Raw genomic sequence first — 19,402 nt, 5'->3', positions numbered from 1 at the left:
TCCATGAACTGCATGAGGGTATTAACCAAAATCCCAGAAGTGTTGAAAGATAGTTTGAGAGGCTAGAAAAAAGGGAAGAAATGTCATATTCTTCCCTTAAAAGAAGAAGAAAACAATCAACTTACTATGGCATCTTTTGCAACTCTTGTCAAGTCCATTCTCAACCGGCTCAGCCCCTGTGACTACCCCGTGCTGAACTCTCAATTGTTCTTCAAAATCTGGTTGACCTATGTTCTCGACCAAGGGTTAACCAGTATGAGAGCCTTATTTTATCGCTTGAATCATGCAGGGATTACAGTGGATATGTCCACTTTTTCCAAAGCCAACAAAACTCGGACAACCCGCTTATTGGAGGGGATTTACACTCAACTGATGTCTCAAGCTCAAAAGAGACATCGTACTTCAAGCATGACGCTGTTTCCTATCGATTCAACCATCATTACCCTGACCAGTAAACTCTTTTGGTTCTATAAATATCATCAAGTGAAGTTACTTACGGGATTTGATTTAACAGAGAACATCATAGGTAAAGCGGTGATTTCTTTTGGGGAGAGACATGACTTGAGCTTTCAAGAGGAGATTCTAGAAATGATCCCTGAGAATGCTGTTGTAATCATGGATAGAGGGTTTGCGAGCTGGCAATTTTTAGAGCGACTGAGTGAGAGGAAGTGCTCATTTGTTGTACGTATCAAGAATAACATGAGAATGAAGCTCAATCATGAGAGATATCGCGTGGTTCAATTTTTTGACGAGAATCAAACGGAGTTTCGTATAGCGACAAATCTAAAGGAGCTGAGTGATGAGGAAGTGAGTGAGTTATATCGGCATCGGTGGGCGATTGAGAACCTATGGAAATTTCTGAAGATGCATTTATCATTAGACAAGTTGATTACGAAGAGTTTGAACGGGGTGATAAATCAGATTTATATGGTTTTAATTGCCTATTTAATTTTAGAGCTGGTGGAGATACCTGAATACTTTGGGAAGAAGCTATTAGACAAATTGCGATATTTGCAACTGGAACTCAGTCGTCGCTGCTCGATAGTGCATTGGAGCTTTGATTGGCAGCCAGAGCTACTGGTCACTTAAAATGTTAAGTTTTGTTGCAGGATTCAACACTTCTGTATAGAACCAAAAGAGTTTACTGGTCAGGGTAATGATGGTTGAATCGATAGGAAACAGCGTCATGCTTGAAGTACGATGTCTCTTTTGAGCTTGAGACATCAGTTGAGTGTAAATCCCCTCCAATAAGCGGGTTGTCCGAGTTTTGTTGGCTTTGGAAAAAGTGGACATATCCACTGTAATCCCTGCATGATTCAAGCGATAAAATAAGGCTCTCATACTGGTTAACCCTTGGTCGAGAACATAGGTCAACCAGATTTTGAAGAACAATTGAGAGTTCAGCACGGGGTAGTCACAGGGGCTGAGCCGGTTGAGAATGGACTTGACAAGAGTTGCAAAAGATGCCATAGTAAGTTGATTGTTTTTTTCTTCTTTTAAGGGAAGAATATGACATTTCTTCCCTTTTTTCTAGCCTCTCAAACTATCTTTCAACACTTCTGCCATACTAGGTTTTTTGCACCAATTTTTGCATTTTTTCCACAGGTCACGAGCCAAGTTTTTGGACGCGTATCAAAAGCTAGTATTGAATGAACCCGATAGTGCAGTGAGTCAGCCTCTCAAAGAAGCTTTCTTAGCATTAAGGCAAGCTGCAGAAGCAGATAGAGAATAACACCTTAATATCGGGTTGAAAAAGAAAAAAGATTTTGAATTATTGGTCAATCTGGGCGTGTTCAATAGTGCCTCGATGAATGATACCGTCTATAAAAAACGGGTAGCGGTGAGAAATTGCCAAGGGGCGATCGCTCCCCTGAAGTTTCACATTCATCCATGCAGTCCAACACTTTAGCCAATAATTTTTATTAAAACTTTATTTATTAAAATTTTACATTTTTAGATTGTTGCTCAATTTTGACTGTGGTAGATTTATGCCAATGCCATCCCTTAAGTTGACAATTATTTTTTAAGCCTATGGCCACAGCGTCAGCGTCTACACCCGATTGGCTGCTCAACCTCATGCTTCCTGCTATTCAGGATGGTCGAGAATGGGGATACGAGTTTCTTCGTGATCCTCGCTGGGGGGGCGATCGCGATCGCATGGCCAACCACGCAATTTATGAAGCCACCCTCTGGTCAGTGGGTTCTGGAGTCGCCACTGGCGTCATGGGCTTGGCTGGCATGCCCCTCGATATTGCCTACTTTTACTATACCCAAATCAAGCTGGCAGCGGCGCTGTTCACCATCTATGGCCTAGATCCTGAAAACGAAAATGTGCTGATGATGCTGATTCCCACTGCCTTGGGGGTTACTGCCGCTGAACTTGCAAACCACTTCGGTACCCAATTTTGTCGGCAAATCTTCAAGACCTTTGGCCGGCGGGCGGCGCAAAAAAATTTATCCCAAGTGCTGATGGCGGTCTTCAGGCAGCTTCCGCGTCCCCTTTTGCAGCAGATTTTTAGCAAGGTCTCGAGTAAAAGTCTCACCCTACCTGCGCGAGCCGTTCCCCTTGTGAGTGGCGTGATTGGCGGGGCTACAAATGCCGTCATGATGAACATTTGCGGTCATGGGGTGTGTACGGTGATCAAAACGTTTCGATCGCCTAGTTATTCGATCGCCTAGTTAGGTGTCTTCGACAGGCTCAGACTCGAGGACGGTTTTCAGTGTTGCGGCTAGGGGAATGGCCAGCAAAATTCCCAAGAAACCCGCCACCCGTCCGCCAATGAGTAGCGCAATAAACTGCCAGAGGGGATTCAGACCCATCAAGTCCCCCAGTAACTTCGGGGTAAGCACGTTATCCTTAATTTGTTGCAAGACCACAGCAATCACGAAAATATTCAAAGCCAGCCACGCATCCTGAAAAAGGATGAGCAGTGTTACTAAACCAATGCCCAAGGTCGCCCCCACCACAGGGATGAGCTGGGCAATACCAATGATCAGGGCAAAGAGAAAGCCAAAATTGACCTTGAAGGCGATCATAAAGGGAATCAGGGCAAGAAACATAAACAGCCCCAAAAAAAGCTGTGCCGAGAAAAAACTGCGAATATTCAGCCGCAGCGAGTAATCCACCATCTGCCGCCAAGGCTTGGGTACCAGTTTCATGAGTCCGCGCCAAATCTCACTGCCATAAAAGAGCATATACACCGTTAGGATCAGCACGAGGAGCACATCAACAAATTTAGTTAGGGTTGTAATCGCCACACCCGGTAACATGGCGGCAATCCCTTTGAGCTGGATCGTCAGCTCTTCCATCAAGTCATTCACCCCCACAGGGAACTGGTAGCGGCGCAGCACTTGATCTAGATGGCGCAAATTTTGATTGCCCGTATCCGCCAACTCTGGCAGTTGATTTAGGAGTTCTTCCGCCTGTTGAATAGCAAGGGGGAGCAGCAACAGCATCAAGACACTGACCACCAAAAGGGTAATCAGTAACACCAAGGCGATCGCATTCCGCCGCCGCAAACCACGAGCACAGAGGCGAATCACCACTTGATTGAGCAAAAAAGCCAAAATGGCGGCAATGACAAGGAGATTAATCGGATATTCAAAATAGAGGTAAACTTGCTCCGCCACCCAGAGATTGAGGACAATCAGAGGTCCCGCTATTAAATAGGCAAGATACCGTTGCCAACTCTGCGGCGGGCCAGACCATCTCATGGGACTCTAGGTTGAATGACTCCTAGGCAGGCGAGTGCGTAACCAATTGCCCAGCACCAGCAAGCCCACGATCGCCAGTGTGCCCCAACCCAAGGGACTTGGATACCAATAGGCTGCCTCTAGGTGATTCAGATAACCGGGCATCAATGTCCAAGTCAGGCGATCGCCCCCCCGCTGAACATGAGGATTGACCACGGTATCAGCAGTAGTGGCTGGACGCTCAATCGGGCGCGCCCCCCAAGGGGTTTCTAGGGCAAGTTGAAACTTCAGGAGCGACTGCGGTGCCACAAGAACAGCTTGATCACGGGACTCAATACCCAAGGGGCGCAGATCAATGTCATAGCGAAAGCGCTCCCGCACAAAGAGCAACCAGTTCTGGTCAAAAATATCCGCCTCAGCAGTGACTTGGGGAAGATAGGGCACACCACCAATGCGGTTGAGGACAGTGGCCAATTGCTGGCTGGTGTCAAAGGGAATCGTCACCTGAAGATGCGTTTTATCCCGTTCCTTGATCGTTCCCCCCAAGCGGCGCGCCTGCTGAATCACCTGTTCGGTAAAAGGGAGATCGGGTTGGGGCAGCGTCAGCGTGTAGGTGAGGTTCCCCCCAGTTTGTCCCTGATGCTGGATGACCATATCTGCTTGGACGCATCCACTCAAACAGACCACAAGGGGTATCAAGAGCCAAAGTATCCAGCGCTGCATTCCGCCTCTATTCCTTTCCTTGGTTTTGCTGTGCAAGATTATCCTATCTTGGGATGCTGCCAAGGCACAAAAAAACACCCCGAACAGCTCAGGGTGTCGCCATGACTTGTCTAGGCTAATCTAGGCTATTTGTTGGGTTGAGGTGTCAACCGCAGATAGGGCTTAACGGCATTAAAGCCCTTGGGAAACTTCTCCTTGGCCTCTTCATCGCTGAGGGAAGGCACAATCACACAGTCTTGCCCCTCTTGCCAGTTGACGGGAGTCGCCACGCTGTAGTTGTCCGTCAGTTGCAGGGAATCAATTACCCGCAGAATCTCAGCAAAGTTACGCCCCGTGCTCGCAGGATAGGTCAAGGTCAAGCGCAGGCGTTTTTGGGGGTCAATGATAAAAACCGTGCGCACCGTCAGGTTATTTAGGGAGTTGGGGTGGATCATGTCGTAGAGGTTGGAGACTTTTTTATCTTCGTCTGCCAAAATCGGGTAATCCACCTTGACGTTGTTGACTTCTTCAATGTCTTTGATCCAGCCGAGGTGGGACTCCACACTATCCACACTCAAGGCCAAGGTTTTGACATTGCGCTTCTCAAATTCTGAGCGTAACCGCGCCACTTCGCCCAGTTCTGTCGTACAAACGGGGGTGTAATCCGCTGGGTGGGAAAACAATACAACCCAGCTATCTCCTGCCCACTCATAGAAGTTGATTTCCCCCATAGAAGAGGCTTGGGTAAAGTTGGGTACGACATCCCCAAGTTTTAGGCTCATAGATGGTGGCTCCTAGGCTAACGATGTATCTTTAGCTACGGATTCTATCTTGCCACAAACTCTCGTTTATCGGTCGGAATATAGAGGAAAATATACAAACCGATAGAATTGGATAGGATTTAGGGTTGAGAATTTTCAATCGTCGTTGCCTTTAGGGTCTGGACATACTGCTGCACCTTGAGGTCAATGCCTGTAATATCGGTGCCCACGACCACTGCCCAAGCCCCCAAAGTCAAAGCTTTTACAGCCATTGTGGGACTGGCAATCCCCCCTTCACAGAGAATAGGCACGTTGAGATGCTCAACCAGCTGACTCAGGAGCGCCCAACTGGGGGGTGGGGTATGCGCCGTGGTTTCAGTATAGCCAAAGAGGGTTGTGCCCACCCAATCGGCACCCGCAGCAACCGCCGCTTCAGCACTTGCAAGGGAGTCAATGTCGGCCATGACGGGCTTGCCCAGTTCATCGTGAATTCGCTGAATCAAGTCCTGTAGGGGTTCAGGGCGCGATCGCGCTGTGGCATCGAGGGCAATCACATCAGCACCTGCTGTCGCAACGGCCACCGCATCGGCAAAGCGAGGCGTAATATACACAGGGTACTCGGGCAAAACTTGCTTCCAGAGACCAATAATGGGCACCTTTACCGCTTGGCGCACTGCCTGAATATGGGCCGGGGTATTGATGCGCACGGCCACTGCCCCCCGCAAAACCGCTGCCCCTGCCATAGCGGCAATGATTTCTGGCGCCGCCAAAGGGGAATCTGCCGGGGCTTGACAGGAGACAATCAGACCGCCGCGAATTTGCGTTGCTAGGTTCATGGCGTTTCGAGGTGTAATTTCTGACGGGCGATCGCCCCCAGTTCCAAGGACAGACCACTCACTTTTTCTAGGAGGTACAGACAATGCTCTGGCCGCAGGAACGTGCCATCATTGCGACAGACTCCCGTGTAGATGAGGCTGACGGCAGGCCAGTGGTCTTGGTGCTCCTTGAGGCGGATCTGCAGCAGGCGATCGCGCAAATTCACCACTTGGGTTTTCCCTGACTTGGTGGTTAGCTCATAGAGAATTTCAGGGGTGGCTCGCAAATCCTCTAACCACTGTTGCCAAGTGTCCCGCTCCACAGGTTCAGGGGTACGGATGAGCAGTTCATAAGTAGCTGCCCGCAGGGCTTGACTTGCTGCCGGTTCACTTAAGGGCACCACTTCACAGGTGTAAAGGGGCACCTCCGCCGGCAGTTGTTGCCGCAATTGCTCCAGCACCGTTGACGGCTCCACCTCGCGATAAAATTCCAGATCAACAATTTCGCCATAACTGGTCACCCCAAGGGGCAAGGCGCTGGCGGTGGAGATGCGGGGTGAAGGATGAAATCCCCCCGTAAAGGCAATGGGTAGATGGGCACGGCGTACTGCTCGCTCAAAGAGGCGCAGTAGATCTAAATGGCTGAGAAGCGTCATTTCCCCAGTTTTCCCAAAGGTGAGGCGCAGACGTTGCACCCGCTCTTGGGGGGCTTGGGGCTGACCTTGAATAGGCGGAATCGGGGGGGGCGGCACGACCACGTTATGGCCAAAGTCAATGCCACAGACACCACAATGGGAGCAGCCCTCAAAGGAACAATCGGGAACGACAACCGCTTCTAGGGCACGGTGCAAGTCTTCCTTCAGCCATGTTTTACTAATGCCCGTATCAATGTGATCCCAAGGCAGGGGCGCATCGAGGTTATGGCTGCCACCACTAAAGACATTCCACTCACCCGCTTCCAGTTGACGGTATTTCCAGTCCAGACCCGCTTCTTGAATGGCTTGCGTCCAAGCGGCATAGGCGCGATCAAGGCTTTCCCACCAAGAATCTTCCCGTGCCCCCAATTCCCACGCGCGGCGGATCACTGGCCCCAGTTGGCGATCGCCCCGACCGACAAAGTCTTCCATTGCTGAGATGCGCACATCGGTAAAGTTGGCCTTTAGCCCCTTGATCGTGCGGAATTCCGCCTTCAGTAGCTCCTGTTTGCGCAGAAACTCACTGGTGGAGACGGCGTGCCACTGAAAGGGCGTATGGGGCTTGGGGGTAAAGTTAGAGATGGTCAGGTTAAAGCTCAGGGGCTTGCGTCCTTTGATCCAGCATTCTCGCTTCAGCCAGCGGATCGTTTCAGCAATGCCCAACACATCAGCATCGGTTTCCCCCGGCAGGCCAATCATAAAGTAGAGCTTGACCTTATCCCAGCCCTGTTCGTAGGCAGTTTTGACCCCCCGCAGCAATTCCGCATTGGTCAGCCCCTTGTTGATAATGTCCCGTAGCCGCTGCGTTCCCGCTTCCGGGGCAAAGGTCAGTCCCCCTTGGCGCGTGCCACCGACAATGTGGGCAATGTTTTCATCAAAGCGATCCACCCGCTGGCTGGGGAGTGAGAGGGAGATGTTCTCGTTTTGCAGGCGATTTTTAATTTCCACACCCACAGCGGGCAGAGCTAGATAGTCGGAGCAACTCAACGACAGTAGCGAAAACTCGTTGTAGCCCGTGGCGCGCATCCCCGTTTCAATGGCGGCAATCACCTCATCGGGGGCAACATCGCGGGCAGGGCGGGTGAGCATCCCCGGTTGGCAAAAGCGACAGCCGCGCGTACAGCCCCGGCGAATTTCCACTGTCAGGCGATCGTGAACGGTTTCTACATAGGGCACCAAGCCAATGGCATAGTGGGGCATCGGGGTAGCTACTCGCCGCAAAATGCGCTCGGGCACATCGGGACGATTGGGTTTGACGGCGCCATCCCCTTGGCGATCGTAAAATTGCGGCACATAGACCCCCGGCACCTGTGCCAAATCCAATAGCAAGTCCTGCCGACTCAAGCCGGCTCGTTTGCCTTCTGCCACCACGAGGCCAATTTCGGGCAAGAGTTCTTCGCCATCCCCAAGGGCAAAAAAGTCAAAGAAGTCAGCGTAGGGTTCAGGGTTTGATGTCGCTGTCTGTCCACCGGCAAAGATAAGGGGAATCTCTTCTAGGGGTGCCTGTTGGCGTTCTCGCCAAGTCAGGGGTAGGCCGGCCAAGTCGAGCATTTCCAGAATGTTCGTGGCACCCAACTCATAACTCAGGCTAAAGCCAATGAGGTCAAACTCCCGCAGGGCGCGGCGCGATTCCACAGCAAAAAGGGGAGTTTGGGTCACTCGCAATTTGGCGGCTAAGTCCGCTGCGGGTAAGTAGGCGCGATCGCACAGTTGATCGGGGACGGCATTGAGAATGTTGTAGAGAATAATGTGTCCTAAGTTCGAGGCACCCACCTCATAGATTTCCGGATAGCTGAGCACCCAGCGCACCGTTGCGGCCTGCCACGGCTTATGAACTGCCCCTCGCTCATTGCCCAAATAGCGAGCAGGTTTGAGAATCTCTGGGGTGAGCAACTCAGTAATCGGAACAGCCATGACTCATGAACCCAATTGCAAACATCTAGGGCAGTAAAAAACGGGATTCCCCAGTGGGCAGCGGGCGGGGGGGTTCGGGGGGCGCCAAAAGTCCAGCACTGCCGGGTTGGGGAACGGGGGGCAGAACGGTGGGGGGTCTCCATGTCGGTTCTGGCAGTGTTGTTTGGGGTTGGGGACGCTGGGGTGTAGTCGTGGGTAACCCCGCTTGCTGGGCGTAGAAGGTGGCCAGTGTGCTCACCAAGGCATCCCGTTGTTGGCGATTGAGTTGGCGAATGGCAGCCATATCCCCTTCCATGGGGTTGACTGTCAGGTAAGAACGTCCCGGATAGGTTTCTCTGCGCAGGAAGTCATTCAGCCCCAAATAGTCAGCAAGGGAAATTTTCCAGTCAAAACGGTAGAGGGGCGATCGCCCTTTGACAGTGGTGTGATAGACAATGAATCGCTCAAGGAGGGTACTTTCTGGTGCCGGCTGACGGTTGTCTTGACGGATATAGTGGTTTTCCTTCGGCAAACCGGGCAACTTCGGATAGAGGGTTTCTGCCACCAGCCGCGGGTTAATGAGAATTTGGGCAGGGGCATCGGGTAGGTTGGGGTCAGGTTGCGATCGCCCCACACTCCAAGTACTGCTCAGGGGCAGCCACAGAAGTGCCAGCAAGCACCCCCACGTCACCCAGCCCAAAAACGTCCAGCCCCGTCGTCTTCCCATGGCGCCTAATCTGCCAGTAACTCCGGTTGAGCAATTTCATCGGACATTTCGATAATGGCACGGGTCACCGGCTTCAGGGGCAGATCATCGAGATCTTCACTGGCCTCTAGCCCCCGCCGCTGTTTCGCCCGGTTGGCAATTTGCACCGTAATCCGATAGCGATTGGCGGAGTGCTTGATTAATTCTTCTGCTCGGCGGTTAATTTCCAAGGATGAGTAATGAAGGCGCTTTTGCATGGTCAGTCTTTTCCTTAAACGTGGGTGGCCATTGCTTGTAGGGGTTGTGGTGTCGGTGTCACAAAGGGCTGGATAATGCCGCCCCCCAGCAGGCGATCGCCCGCATACCAAACCGCCGCTTGCCCCGGCGTTACCCCAAATTGCGGTTCAGTAAACTCCAATTGTACCTGCTCAGCGTTGGCAGCGGGAATGATAGTCACCGGCACTGGAGGAGTACGATAGCGAATTTGTACCGTGGCTGTGATCGGTTCTGTGGGGGGGGGAATCGAGACCCAGTTCACCCGGGCCACTGTACACTCACGACGGCCGGCGGTGGCGCGATCGCCGACAATGACGCGATTGTGTTCCCGATCCAAGGCCACCACATAAAGCGGTTCAGGTGCCGCAATTCCCAAGCCTTTGCGCTGGCCAATCGTATAGTGGTGAATCCCCTGATGGTACCCCAGCACCCGGCCATGGACATCGACAATTTCCCCTTGCTGACTGGGCAGATACTGATCCAAGAATTGGCGCATGGAGCCATGGGCTTCAATCAGGCAGAGATCTTGGCTTTCCGGTTTACTGGCGGTATGCAGGCCATACTGCGCCGCGAGGGCACGGGTCTGCGCCTTGGTTTGCTGACCAAGAGGAAACAGCACATGAGCCAGAATCTCTTGGGGCAAGTCATAGAGAAAGTAGCTTTGATCCTTATGACGATCCACCGCCCGCCACAGTTCATAGCGATCGCTGGTGGGATTGTATTTCACTTGGGCATAATGCCCGGTAGCAATGTAGTCAATCCCCAGTTGCTCACGGCTATAGGCGAGCATCGGCCCAAACTTCACCAAACGGTTGCATTGGGAACAGGGCAGCGGTGTCACCCCACTGGCGTAGCCACTGACCAGATAGTTCACAATATATTTCTCGAAAATTTCGCGGCTATCCACAATATGGTGAGGGACTCCCAGCTCCTCACAAAGACGCGCCGCATCCACTAGCCCCTCAGAGCAGCACTGGCCCTTACCCTTCATCAGCCACAGCGTCAGACCAACAACGGGGTACCCTTGAGCTTTGAGGCTAGCAATGGCCACGGAACTATCAACACCGCCGGAAAGGCCCACAACAACCGCCGGTAAATCGGACATTGTTAAGATTCACAAAAAATCTACCTCTTTTAGGGTAGCATCCCTACTTTCGCAGCGCAGGCGATCGCAATCGGCTATAATCGGGAGACAAGGTTGGCGAGTAATCGCCGCTTGAGTTTTTTAAGTAGAGCGATTCTTGAGTTCGGTTTTAGGGAAGGTTGGTTACGTGACAGTCGTCTCTCCGAAGTCAGCGTCAACACAGGGTTCAATTTTTGCTTTGGAGCAGATCAGATTATGTCTATTTATGTCGGCAACCTTTCCTACACGGCCACCCAAGAAGACCTAGAGGCCGTTTTTGCCGAGTACGGTTCCGTCAAACAAGTCTATTTACCGGTGGATCGGGAAACAGGCCGTAAGCGGGGCTTTGGTTTTGTGGAAATGTCCACGGATGCTGAAGAAGATGCGGCGATCGCTGATCTCGACGGTGCCGAGTGGATGGGACGGCAACTCAAGGTCAACAAGGCACGCCCCCGTGAAGCCATGGGCGGTGGGAACAATCGTTATTCCCGTAATCGCTAACTCCCGCAACTAGCCCTCTAGGAGGTGCTATATCGGCTCTGCCAATGTGGTAGAGAAATAATAACGACCTGCTGAATGCAATTGGAAAGGAACATCATCACTATGGCGCGCATGTATTACGACGCAGATGCCCAATTAGAACTCCTCAAGGACAAAACGATCGCCATCATTGGCTATGGCTCCCAAGGCCACGCCCATGCCCTCAACCTGCGGGATAGCGGTCTCAATGTTGTGGTGGGTCTTTATGCCGGCAGTCGTTCTGCAGAGCGCGCCCGTGCCGATGGTCTAGCGGTGCACTCCGTGGCGGAAGCTGCGAAACTGGCCGACTGGATTATGATTCTTCTGCCCGATGAAGTTCAGCGGGTTGTTTATGAGCAGGAGATTGCCCCCCACCTGCAAGCGGGGAATGTCCTTTCCTTTGCCCACGGCTTTAACATTCACTTTGGCCAGATTGTGCCCCCCGACAATGTGGATGTGGTGATGGTGGCGCCCAAAGGCCCCGGTCACCTCGTGCGCCGCACCTATGCCCAAGGGGAAGGGGTACCCTGCCTGTTTGCGGTCTATCAAAATGCCAGTGGTCAAGCCCGTGATCTCGCCATGGCCTATGCCAAAGGAATTGGAGGCACCCGTGCCGGCATTCTGGAAACCACCTTCCGCGAAGAAACAGAAACCGATCTGTTTGGTGAGCAAGTGGTGCTCTGTGGTGGCCTCAGCGCCCTGATTAAGGCTGGCTTTGAAACGTTGGTGCAGGCCGGTTATCAGCCAGAGCTGGCCTACTTTGAGTGTCTCCATGAAGTGAAGCTGATTGTGGATTTGATTGTGGAAGGGGGGCTTGCCAAAATGCGGGATAGCATCTCCAACACCGCAGAATATGGCGACCTCACCCGTGGTCCACGGATTATTACCGAGGAGACCCGCGCGGAAATGCGCAAAATTCTCCACGAAATTCAAACGGGTCAATTTGCCCGTGAGTTTGTGCTGGAAAATATGGCGGGTAAACCGGGCTTTACAGCCATGCGGCGACGGGAGGCAGAACACCCCATTGAACAGGTGGGTCAAGAACTGCGTTCCATGTTTAGTTGGTTAAAACGGGCTTAAGCTTTGCCCTAGGGGGCACCAATGGCGATTATTTCGTCGCAAAATTCACCGCCGGAGCGATCGCGCCCCCCTTTACTGCTTTCCAATCAACCCACCCCAGAGGAACAGCACTCGCCGGCTGAAGAGTCCCTACGTCCCCGCTTTTTGCAGGACTACATTGGCCAGCAGGAACTCAAGGATGTGCTGCACATTGCGATCGAGGCAGCCAAGGCACGCCAAGAACCCCTTGATCACCTGCTGCTCTATGGCCCGCCGGGCTTAGGGAAAACCACCATTGCCTTAATCTTAGCGGCAGAAATGGGGGTCAACTGCAAAGTGACCAGTGCCCCAGCTTTGGAACGCCCCCGCGACATTGTGGGTCTCTTGGTGAACCTGCAAGCGGGGGATATTCTCTTTATTGATGAGATTCACCGCCTCTCCCGCATGACCGAGGAACTCCTCTATCCCGCCATGGAGGATTTTTACCTTGATCTCACCGTGGGCAAACAGCAAACGGCACGCACGCGACGACTGAAACTCAATCGCTTTACCCTTGTGGGAGCAACCACCCGTGCCGGCGCCTTGACCTCGCCCTTGCGCGATCGCTTTGGTTTAGTGGAGCGCTTGCGCTTTTATCATCCCGAAGAACTCCAGCAGATCGTTCAGCGGGGGGCAGCCCTCTTACAAACTCCCATTACTCCTGAAGCCGCTCTAGAAATTGGCCGCCGCAGTCGGGGTACACCCCGCATTGCCCTGCGGCTCCTGAAGCGGGTACGGGACTATGCCGATGTGAAGCACGATGGCACGATTAGCCTAGAGGTGGCTACCGCTGCCCTTGAACTGTTCAATGTGGATCCAGCAGGCTTGGATTGGAGCGATCGCCGGCTCCTCAGTCTGATAATTGAGTCCTATCAAGGCGGGCCTGTGGGCATTGAAACCCTTGCTGCAGCCACTGGTGAGGATGTGCAAACCATTGAAGAGGTCTATGAACCCTACCTGCTCCAGATGGGCTATCTGCAACGAACCCCCCGAGGCCGCGTTGCCACTCCCCGCGCTTGGCAACACCTAGGCTATACTCCACCAGAAAACCAGTTGCCGTTGTTATCTAGTCCCCATGACCCCTTGTCTTAAGACCCAACTCCTCTATGAGACCGACTATTACCTTTGGCTTAAGGAGACCGTTGCCCACCTCAAGGCAGGGAACTTTGACCACTTAGATGTGGAAAATTTAATTGAGGAGATTGAGAGCTTGGGTCGAAGCGAAAAACGCGCCCTATTCAGCTATCTACTGCGTCTTTGTGAGCATCTTCTCAAGCTCAAATACTGGGAAACTGAGCGACAATACTGCTATAGGGGTTGGCTGTTGGAGATTAGTCATTTCCGTTTAGAAATTGCGCTAATTTTGCAGGATAGCCCCAGTCTTCAGCCATTTGCAAAGGCAGCTTTCCTAGACTCCTATCAAAAGGCAAGGAAAAATATGTTGAAAGCGATTGGGTTATCCCCTGACGTGATTCCGGAAGTCCCCAACTTCACAATGGAGGAAGCTCTAGATGAGGAGTGGCTGCCTTGGCAATCTGACCTCAATTCATAGAATCCACTGGCCTGCGAGAAGTGTTCTGGTATGACCCCTCCCATTAAAACTAAGCCTGCATCCCTCTACACCGCAGACTATTACCTTTGGCTTAAGGAGACCGTTGCCCACCTCAAGGCAGAGAACTTTGACCACTTAGATGTGGAAAATTTAATTGAGGAGATTGAGAGCTTGGGTCGAAGCGAAAAACAGGCGATCGCGAGCTATTTAATGCGACTCTGTGAGCACCTCCTCAAAATTAAATACTGGGACACGGAACGGGAATACTGCCTGCGGGGTTGGCAACGAGAAGTGATGAATTTTAGATTGCACATTCAGGAAATACTCGAAGCCAGCCCTAGCTTGACATCCTTTGTACAGGAGATTTTCATCAAACAATATCGCAATGGGAGAAAACTCTTTCTCAGCGCTAGTGGGGTGAATCCTCATTTGATTCCTGAAGCCCCCGAATTTAGCCTTGAACAAGCTCTCGATCAGAACTGGCTGCCTTGGCAATCTGATGCGAACTCCGAAGGCTCAGTCTCGTGAATCGCGATCTTGCCCTAAGCACTCGTTGTTGGCCAGCCTTAGCCCGCCCCTGTAATTGGAAAATCGCTGTAAGCTATTGATAGGGTTGATTAAGGTTTTTTAACCTTTCCCCGACTCTCTGCCTCGCCTACGTGAACGACCATGTTGCGGATCATCACCCAGTTAACCGACCTACGCGCTGAACTACGCCGCATTTGCGATCGCACCGATAGCGGGGAGATGAGCGACCAAGAGGCTACTGTTGAGGCAATTTTGCGCCGTGTGGCCAAGGAAGGCGATCGCGCCCTGATTGAGTACACTGCCCAGTTTGATCACATTGACCTCACCCCCGAAACCTTACGAGTGAAAGGAGATGAACTGGATGCTGCTTACCAACAGGTGTCCAAAGAACTCCTCGATGCCATTCGCCTCGCCAAGCAGCAAATTGAAGCCTTCCACCGCCAGCGCGTGCCCAAAAGTTGGGTGCAATTTGGTGAAGATGGCATTGTCCTCGGCAAACGCTACACTGCTGTTGATGCTGCCGGACTGTATGTGCCGGGGGGACGGGCTGCCTATCCGAGTACGGTGTTAATGAATGCAATTCCCGCTCAGGTGGCCGGTGTGCAGCGGATTGTCATGGTCACCCCTCCCGGTCAGGGCAAAGGTATTAATCCTGCGGTTCTCGTTGCCGCCCAAGAAGCGGGAATTCAAGAGATTTATCGCGTTGGTGGCGCCCAAGCCATTGCTGCCCTTGCCTATGGCACAGAAACGATTCCGCGCGTGGATGTGATTACAGGGCCGGGAAACCTCTATGTCATGCTTGCCAAAAAGCAAGTCTATGGGCGGGTTGGTATTGACTCCCTAGCAGGGCCTTCAGAGGTCTTAATCATTGCCGATGAGGCGGCCAATCCTGTTCACATTGCCGCTGATTTGCTAGCTCAAGCAGAACACGACCCCTTGGCAGCGGCCATTTTACTGACTCCGAGTTTGCCCCTTGCAAAGGCGGTGGTTACAGCGGTGAACGAACAATTGGCTGACCATCCGCGCCGGGTTCTCACCGAGAAGGCGATCGCCCACTATGGCCTGATTGGCATTGTCGAGAGCCTAGAACAAGCGGTAGAACTCTCCAATCACTTTGCCCCTGAACATCTGGAATTGGAAGTCGAAGACCCTTGGAGCCTTGTCGAGCAGGTGCGCCATGCCGGTGCGATTTTCCTCGGCTATTCCACCCCTGAAGCGGTTGGCGACTATCTCGCGGGTCCCAATCACACCCTGCCCACCTCTGGTGCCGCCCGTTATGCTTCTGCCTTGGGCGTAGAAACGTTCCTCAAACACTCCAGCATTATTCAATACACCCCTGCTGCCTTGCGCAAACAGGGGGGAGCGGTCATGACCCTCGCTGAAACAGAAGGCCTGATTTCCCACCGCGACTCTGTGCGTCTGCGCCTTGAACCTTAGAAAGTCTTAGAAACTGACGATCAAGTAGGGAGCTTCAAATTTACCCCCGCGAACGGGTTTGCCTTTGAGGCTAGGGGGTAGCTCAATGTGGCGCCGCTGATCGCCAGCTTCCACCGTCAGTTCCCCACTAAACTCGCTGAGTTTCACCTGATCTTTGCAAAATCCCGGTAGGAAAATGCGCACCTGTTGTTGCGTCTCATCAAACTCATAGGGAGCCGGTGCCGCTCCTAGCTGGTTCAAGTCTGGAAGATAGGAAACAAGACTTTGCCAGTTGTTCCAGTCTTTAGGAAGAGCGGAAATGCGTAGCGGTGCAAACGTGCGGCTGACCTCTGGCGTGGGTTCCCCCATACAAAAGACCTCAGAAATAGGGACATTCACCTGTTGAGCACTGCCCCATAACCATTCGGTTTGAGCGGTTGAGATCACTGTGCCATCCGTTAGCAGAAACACCGATAACCGTTGCGAGTCCGCGGCAATCTGCACACCGCGATCGATCCACTCCTTCGCCTCACCGAAACGCTCACGCACTTTTTGGGTGTCAATATTGGCCGCCATAATTGCGCTGGCGATCGGCCCCCCAATCGCATTGGCGATCGCGTTGAGATCCAGTTGATCCAGCAAACGTTGAAAGCGGCGATAGTACCATGCCAACCCTTGGGGCAACCCAATCAGCCGCAGTGTATCTTGACTATTCCCCCCCACATAGACAATCACATCGTACTCACCGCTGCTGTAGTGCACGCGCAGCGCATTTAGGGTCAGCAAAGTATCCATCCCCGGCAAGATCACCAATTCGCCCGCATAAACCTTACCCACCAATTCTTGGGGCAAATAGGGTTCCACTAAACGGCTAAGTTCTTGCCATGCCGCGTTGAGACTTTCAGTGGCCATCAGCTCGGCGATCGCTAATCCCTCCGACAGCAACTTGGGTTGCCAACCAATCGCCCGATCTGGACTGCCAATGAGAAATTGCAGGGAAGTGGCTGGACTCGGCACCGCTAACAAGGTTCGCTGCTGTCGCCCGGCAAACCACTGGGCAATGGCCAGACCCAGTGCCGTTTGTTGTTCTGGGGTTGCTCCTAGGAGAGTAACAATGCGTGTCATGGCAAGTTTGAGGACGGTAGTTGCTTGGACTATCCTATCGACAAACGGTTATCCCAAGGTTGTCTAGACAACCCCTCATAAAATCGCCTCTATGGGCAGCAAAATCCCCTCAACGATAAAACCTACTCACTAGGGCGATCGCCCTCCTTCTAGGAGCTTCTAGACCCTTCTCAGGCCAAAAAAATTTTTCGCGGCGCAAACAGATCCTTATTAGAGCATCCTGAACCTAAATTCAAATCCTTTTTCACAGTTTTCCCCAAATTCCCCAAAGTTTTCCCCAAGCACTTGGAAGTTCTGATCCTCTAGCCATCTCAACCTTTCGTTTTGTTCTTGTCTTCCTAATGTTTCCCAGTATCACAACCCTCTCAACCAAGATTTCCTCAAGCTCTAAGCCAGCTTCAAACTAACCCCACGTTCCCCAAATCACATCTTTTATTTTTCTCTGTTAGAATCTTATTCCCCTTAGATCTAGAGATCTACTACTGCTACTAAATTATTTAAATAATATTTATAGTAGTAGTAGGGGCTGTGGAAATGTGGAAAAATTTTCGGAAACCCGCTTGCAGAGCGACTTTGAGCCACTTCCCCCCTGTGGAAAACTTGTGGAAAAAGTGGGGGGTTTTTCCACAAGCCATTATCTTAGTGGAAAAAGAATAAAAAGTTTTCCACAGTTTTTCAGAGTTTTTCCGGGGTTTTCCACAGGTTTTCCCCAGAATTTTCCACAGGCTTTTTGGAGTTTTCCACAGGCTAGAGGGGGAAGATTTCCGTATTTCTACGATTCCCCTTGCCGGCGATCGCTCGCACACTGAAAAAAAGAGATTGTGCCAACCGATACGAACGTTCCTGTGGACTCCCTGATGTTTTCCCTAGAATCCCCCACAGCCAGTCTTGAGCAAGTGATTGGTCATCTTCCTCCTGTTGAGCAGATTCGGATGCTGATGTACCACCCTTACTTCACCGGTCGCTGCCCTGCGTGTCGGCAACCCATCCATCACTCCCAACTCAAGATAGGTCAGTGCCATTGCTCCCACTGTGGCTGGCAAGATCAAGCGGGCGATCCCGAGCTTATGCCTAGGTTGACGGCTCAGCATCCAGACCGTTAGCGGCTGTATTCTCTGTTCGGTCTGCCAACGGCGCAAAGCTGGCAACGATCGCCACCATCAGCCACCAAAGGGTAGCCACCTCCGGGCGAAACCAAATCGTATCTACCAACCCATGGGTGAGCATTCCCACCATGGTTGCCACAGCTCCCATCAACCAGAACCCTTGAGGGTTTGCTCTTGTCCGTAACGCCTGCAAACAACGCCACGCGCGATCGGCGAGCACCGCCAACAACCAGAGAAAGACACTAAAGCCCATCACCCCTACTTCCACAAGGATTTCCAGAAAGATGGAATAGGCACTCAATGCTGTGAAGCGCACATTCACCTGATAGAGTGGATAAATCTGGTTAAAGGCCACATTCCCCGGTCCAATGCCGAGCCAAGGCCGTGCCCAAATCATCTGTTGCACTGCCGTCCAAACATTAATGCGGAAATTATTGCTACTGTCCCCTCGGGCAACAAAAATACTCGCTGCTCGCTCCCGCAGCGGCGCCACACTCACAATCGCACCAATACAGAGGGCGATCGCCAGCCCCCCCACAGTTGGCACCCCCCAACGCCGCCATTGCAGCGGTAACCTTGGCCAAAACCAAATCCCCAGCAACCCCACCCCAGCGATCGTCGCCGCAACCAACCCCAACCAACCACCACGGCTAAACGTCAATATCAGGCTTGCTGTATTCATCCCCAGCATCACCACCGCCAACAGCTTTGGCAGCCAGCCTCGCCACACCGCGATCGCCGCCGCACTCAACGGCACACTAGGCAACAAATAACCCGCCAACAGATTGGGATTTCCCAAAAAGCTATACACCCGTGTCACATTTGCCAAGGCCGACTCTGGATCTGTCCACGTCGCCAACGGCTCCGCCCCAAAAATCCACTGCCGTATCCCCTCCACACTCACCAGCAACGCCGTCAGCAGATAGACCGTCAGCAAGCGCGATCGCCACCGCTCATTGCGCATCACCCGCTCCGCCAGCGCAAAAAACAGCAAGTACAACGTCAGCTTCGACAACCCCACCATCGCCGCCCGAGGAACCGGCGACAACACCGTTGCCAACAGCGCAATCCCCCAATACAGCAGCACCAGCAAATGTACCCCCGACCAGCGGCCTTCCCGCTCCCCCGCCAGCGTCCACAGCAGCCAAAACCCACCCCCTGCTGCCAGCAGCATGCCAATCATTCCCGACGGCATCAACGGCGCCAGTACCAGCACCAAGCCCACCAGCAGCGCCGCACAATGTGGCAGCCATCGCCCCAGCCAACTCTTCTCCTGCCATCCTTGGAGCAAACCCAAAAGCCGCCCCACCCCACTGTGGCTTCGCCACCCCTCCACATCCAACCGCCGCAGCAGCACATCCATAGCACTATCCCTTAAGCACAGGTATCGTCGA

General features: G+C 52.6%; 19 protein-coding genes and 2 pseudogenes. 10 read left to right on the top strand and 11 right to left on the bottom strand.

The window, feature by feature from the left end:
- The first annotated feature begins 126 nt into the window (after positions 1-126).
- A complete protein-coding gene (locus tag RHJ31_RS07485) occupies positions 127-1,089 on the top strand; it encodes an IS4 family transposase (protein WP_310828359.1) in 963 nt (320 codons plus the stop codon).
- Positions 1,090-1,259: 170 nt separating this feature from the next.
- Here the strand turns inward: RHJ31_RS07485 and RHJ31_RS13245 are convergent.
- A pseudogene (locus RHJ31_RS13245) lies at positions 1,260-1,470 on the bottom strand (IS4 family transposase); the annotation flags it as partial.
- Between the two features lie 109 nt (positions 1,471-1,579).
- On the opposite strand from RHJ31_RS13245, the pseudogene RHJ31_RS13170 reads away from it, so the two are divergent.
- Together RHJ31_RS13170 and RHJ31_RS07475 are read left to right on the top strand one after the other, a co-directional pair.
- Positions 1,580-1,732: pseudogene (locus RHJ31_RS13170) on the top strand (DNA methyltransferase); the annotation flags it as partial.
- Between the two features lie 299 nt (positions 1,733-2,031).
- Complete coding sequence (locus tag RHJ31_RS07475; RefSeq protein WP_302676155.1) at positions 2,032-2,679, top strand: EcsC family protein; 648 nt, start codon at positions 2,032-2,034, stop codon at positions 2,677-2,679.
- On the opposite strand, the gene RHJ31_RS07470 is transcribed toward RHJ31_RS07475, so the two are convergent.
- From RHJ31_RS07470 to mnmA, 8 genes are all read right to left on the bottom strand, one after another.
- Complete coding sequence (locus RHJ31_RS07470; protein WP_206199845.1) at positions 2,680-3,714, bottom strand: AI-2E family transporter; 1,035 nt, start codon at positions 3,712-3,714, stop codon at positions 2,680-2,682.
- 6 nt (positions 3,715-3,720) lie between these two features.
- Positions 3,721-4,347, bottom strand: a complete 627-nt coding sequence (locus RHJ31_RS07465) for a DUF3153 domain-containing protein (RefSeq protein ID WP_302676154.1) — start codon at positions 4,345-4,347, stop codon at positions 3,721-3,723.
- Positions 4,348-4,541: 194 nt separating this feature from the next.
- Positions 4,542-5,177, bottom strand: coding sequence for a peroxiredoxin (locus RHJ31_RS07460; protein WP_302676153.1), 636 nt, complete (start codon positions 5,175-5,177; stop codon positions 4,542-4,544).
- Positions 5,178-5,296: 119 nt separating this feature from the next.
- Complete coding sequence (locus RHJ31_RS07455) at positions 5,297-5,992, bottom strand: N-acetylmannosamine-6-phosphate 2-epimerase (RefSeq protein WP_302676152.1); 696 nt, start codon at positions 5,990-5,992, stop codon at positions 5,297-5,299.
- A complete protein-coding gene (locus tag RHJ31_RS07450; RefSeq protein ID WP_302676151.1) occupies positions 5,989-8,580 on the bottom strand; it encodes a TIGR03960 family B12-binding radical SAM protein in 2,592 nt (863 codons plus the stop codon). The genes RHJ31_RS07455 and RHJ31_RS07450 overlap by 4 nt, the downstream gene beginning before the upstream one ends.
- Before the next feature lie 25 nt (positions 8,581-8,605).
- On the bottom strand, positions 8,606-9,286 hold the full coding sequence (locus RHJ31_RS07445; RefSeq protein ID WP_302676150.1) for a hypothetical protein: 681 nt from the start codon (positions 9,284-9,286) through the stop codon (positions 8,606-8,608).
- Positions 9,287-9,291: 5 nt separating this feature from the next.
- The gene (locus RHJ31_RS07440) at positions 9,292-9,522 is read right to left on the bottom strand and encodes a DNA-directed RNA polymerase subunit omega (RefSeq protein WP_206199840.1); all 231 of its coding nucleotides are present in this window, start codon (positions 9,520-9,522) and stop codon (positions 9,292-9,294) included.
- A gap of 14 nt (positions 9,523-9,536) precedes the next feature.
- On the bottom strand, positions 9,537-10,646 hold the full coding sequence (gene mnmA / locus RHJ31_RS07435; protein ID WP_302676149.1) for a tRNA 2-thiouridine(34) synthase MnmA: 1,110 nt from the start codon (positions 10,644-10,646) through the stop codon (positions 9,537-9,539).
- A 234-nt stretch (positions 10,647-10,880) separates the two neighbouring features.
- On the opposite strand from mnmA, the gene RHJ31_RS07430 reads away from it, so the two are divergent.
- The 6 genes from RHJ31_RS07430 (at position 10,881) to hisD (ending at position 15,798) form a co-directional block, all read left to right on the top strand.
- The gene (locus RHJ31_RS07430) at positions 10,881-11,165 is read left to right on the top strand and encodes an RNA-binding protein (protein ID WP_181494467.1); all 285 of its coding nucleotides are present in this window, start codon (positions 10,881-10,883) and stop codon (positions 11,163-11,165) included.
- A 102-nt stretch (positions 11,166-11,267) separates the two neighbouring features.
- Complete coding sequence (ilvC, locus tag RHJ31_RS07425; protein ID WP_149818542.1) at positions 11,268-12,263, top strand: ketol-acid reductoisomerase; 996 nt, start codon at positions 11,268-11,270, stop codon at positions 12,261-12,263.
- A 21-nt stretch (positions 12,264-12,284) separates the two neighbouring features.
- Complete coding sequence (ruvB, locus tag RHJ31_RS07420; RefSeq protein WP_206199838.1) at positions 12,285-13,373, top strand: Holliday junction branch migration DNA helicase RuvB; 1,089 nt, start codon at positions 12,285-12,287, stop codon at positions 13,371-13,373.
- Complete coding sequence (locus RHJ31_RS07415; RefSeq protein WP_302676148.1) at positions 13,357-13,833, top strand: DUF29 domain-containing protein; 477 nt, start codon at positions 13,357-13,359, stop codon at positions 13,831-13,833. The genes ruvB and RHJ31_RS07415 overlap by 17 nt, the downstream gene beginning before the upstream one ends.
- 30 nt (positions 13,834-13,863) lie before the next feature.
- Positions 13,864-14,361 (top strand): DUF29 domain-containing protein, encoded by a 498-nt coding sequence (locus tag RHJ31_RS07410; RefSeq protein ID WP_302676147.1) that lies wholly within the window; start codon positions 13,864-13,866, stop codon positions 14,359-14,361.
- 141 nt (positions 14,362-14,502) lie between these two features.
- Positions 14,503-15,798: a histidinol dehydrogenase gene (gene hisD, locus RHJ31_RS07405; RefSeq protein WP_206199836.1), complete on the top strand. Its 1,296-nt coding sequence runs from the start codon at positions 14,503-14,505 to the stop codon at positions 15,796-15,798.
- Positions 15,799-15,804: 6 nt separating this feature from the next.
- Here hisD and RHJ31_RS07400 read toward each other — a convergent pair whose 3' ends face one another.
- Positions 15,805-16,902 (bottom strand): ArsA-related P-loop ATPase, encoded by a 1,098-nt coding sequence (locus RHJ31_RS07400; protein WP_302676146.1) that lies wholly within the window; start codon positions 16,900-16,902, stop codon positions 15,805-15,807.
- 821 nt (positions 16,903-17,723) lie between these two features.
- Between RHJ31_RS07400 and RHJ31_RS07395 the strand changes: the two genes are divergently transcribed.
- Positions 17,724-18,005, top strand: coding sequence for a hypothetical protein (locus tag RHJ31_RS07395; RefSeq protein ID WP_302678079.1), 282 nt, complete (start codon positions 17,724-17,726; stop codon positions 18,003-18,005).
- Here RHJ31_RS07395 and RHJ31_RS07390 read toward each other — a convergent pair.
- Positions 17,974-19,371, bottom strand: a complete 1,398-nt coding sequence (locus RHJ31_RS07390) for an IctB family putative bicarbonate transporter (protein ID WP_302676145.1) — start codon at positions 19,369-19,371, stop codon at positions 17,974-17,976. The genes RHJ31_RS07395 and RHJ31_RS07390 overlap by 32 nt on opposite strands.
- Positions 19,372-19,402: the final 31 nt, after the last annotated feature.

Origin of the sequence: Thermosynechococcus sp. JY1331 (assembly GCF_031583475.1) — a bacterium.
GTDB lineage: Bacteria > Cyanobacteriota > Cyanobacteriia > Thermosynechococcales > Thermosynechococcaceae > Thermosynechococcus.
Note: the sequence above shows the minus strand (reverse complement) of the source record. Positions and strands in the feature narration are given on the sequence as shown.